Source organism: Candidatus Sororendozoicomonas aggregata (genome assembly GCF_031528575.1).
GTDB classification, from domain to species: domain Bacteria; phylum Pseudomonadota; class Gammaproteobacteria; order Pseudomonadales; family Endozoicomonadaceae; genus Endonucleibacter; species Endonucleibacter aggregata.
The window spans coordinates 1-1,769 of sequence record NZ_JAVLSP010000188.1 but is presented as its reverse complement, the minus strand read 5'-3'; the positions used below and the strand labels follow the sequence as shown (position 1 = coordinate 1,769).

The 1,769-nt window shown below is 50.3% G+C and carries 2 protein-coding genes; both read right to left on the bottom strand.

The features are described 5' to 3' along the window. Positions 1–108: 108 nt before the first annotated feature. Positions 109–717 carry a peptide deformylase gene (locus V4C51_RS17685; RefSeq protein WP_330927487.1) on the bottom strand — a complete coding sequence of 203 codons (609 nt, stop codon included), beginning with the start codon at positions 715–717 and terminating at the stop codon, positions 109–111. A 271-nt stretch (positions 718–988) separates the two neighbouring features. After that, a partial coding sequence (locus tag V4C51_RS17680) for a hypothetical protein (RefSeq protein WP_330927486.1) occupies positions 989–1,769 on the bottom strand: 781 nt, incomplete at its 5' end.

Below are 1,769 nucleotides of genomic sequence, written 5' to 3'. Positions count from 1 at the left end.
TTCTGCTTCTGAGGATAATAGTGGGGCTATTTGACGAAGAAGCAGGAATTTTTAGACCAATTTATCGCAACCGCAGTAGGGTAGTCTATTCTCGGACAGACTCCTAGGTTATGGCAACACGGATAAAGCGCCCGGCGCTGTGTTTCGGGCACCGGGGGTGGGCCATTCGTCCGCCCACTCGCCCTGGTTAGCCAGGATATCATCAGGAATAATGTGTCGGGTATTGTGTGCCCTCTGGGGAAACAAAATACCGTCTAAATGATCTGCTTCGTGCTGAAAGACACGTGCGGTAAAACCATCAAGTGTTTTTTTTATCACCTGACCTTTTTCATCCATTCCCCGTGCTGTGATTGTTGAGGGTCGTTCAATCCATCCTCGCAACCCCGGCACCGACAAACACCCCTCCCAGGCCCAGCATGTTTCGGTAGAAAAGCTGTGGATCACAGGGTTAATCCATACCTCAAAGGGCACAGCAGGCGCTTGAGGATAGCGCTTTTTGGCGGCTGCTGTCAGCCCCAACAGCATCACCCGTGCTGACCAGCCAACTTGTGGGGCGGCGATACCAATGCCTCCGGCACTCGCCTGCGCATTTTTAAGGGCTGATAGCTTCTGGCGGAACGCCTCTGTCCCTATGGTCTGCGTGGGTACTTCGGGCTGGGTTTCCAGCAAAATTCTGCTGCCCATCAGGACAATCTCCGGGGTGGACTGTTCAGACACGCAAAAATACCTCTGCTGGCCAGAAGCCTGTCCGAGAATAGACTGCCCTACCGCGGTTGCGATAAATTGGTCTGAAAATTCCTGTTTCTTCGTCAAATAGCCCCGCTATTCTCCTCAGAAGCAGAAATTTTATCCTCAATTTCTCGCAGTCCTCGCTACGGGCGCTATTCTCGGACAGGCTCCCGGGAAAGGGTTCGCTGGTGTGTTACTCCAAGAGTCTCCCTCACCGTTTTACCGGTAAATATCCCTTGCGGGAGACCCGTCACTGCTTTTACGTAGGCCAGGTAGTCGGTGAAGGAGACCAGTCAATGCTTTCATGGGGTCTATCGAAATGTTTGACAAAGCGTTCATCAAATGACTTATCCCCAAAGTTGCCATCACTGTCACCTCTGGCACCATTATCATCATATCGGATTATAGCTTCGGTTTTTTCTCCAGCAAGCATGATACTGACCATCGTCCGCGCAAATAAATTGTATTGTTCTCGTAGGGCATTTTCTTCAGTTCCCGGGCTGAAGAACCGCTTTTTACCGGCTTCACTCATTTTACCGTACAAGTGTTCATAGGATTGACCAATGAGGCGAGGCATTCTGTAAAAAAGTTGGTTGCCCATATCTATTTGATCATACCTTCCTGATGGTTGAGCACATATCAACCTGGCCATCGCTTCGGATACGGTTTCTTGGCGGTCAACGGGCTCACGTGTTTTTCTGCCGTTGCGTATCAATCTTTTCAATCGGGGCTCTGCCAGCTCATGAATACAGTCAAAAAAGGATTGGGTAGCGATTTTATAGGTATTTAAATAACTTTCAGGAATACGGTCTAATGGTGCTGTGTCGGCTACCATGTTGGTTTTAGCACGTCTTAATTGTGTCATATTCCCATGAAGTTCTTGAACAACTTCCTCCATGGGCCTTTTTTCCAGACTATCGCGGGGTTTCAATCCAGGAAATGGCTCGTCAGGGGGTGACGGTTGGGCTATCGGTTCAGGCGCGGAGGGCGTGGGTATTTCAAGGTGGGGTGCCTCTGCTGATTCGGGCGGGAGGGGCGTT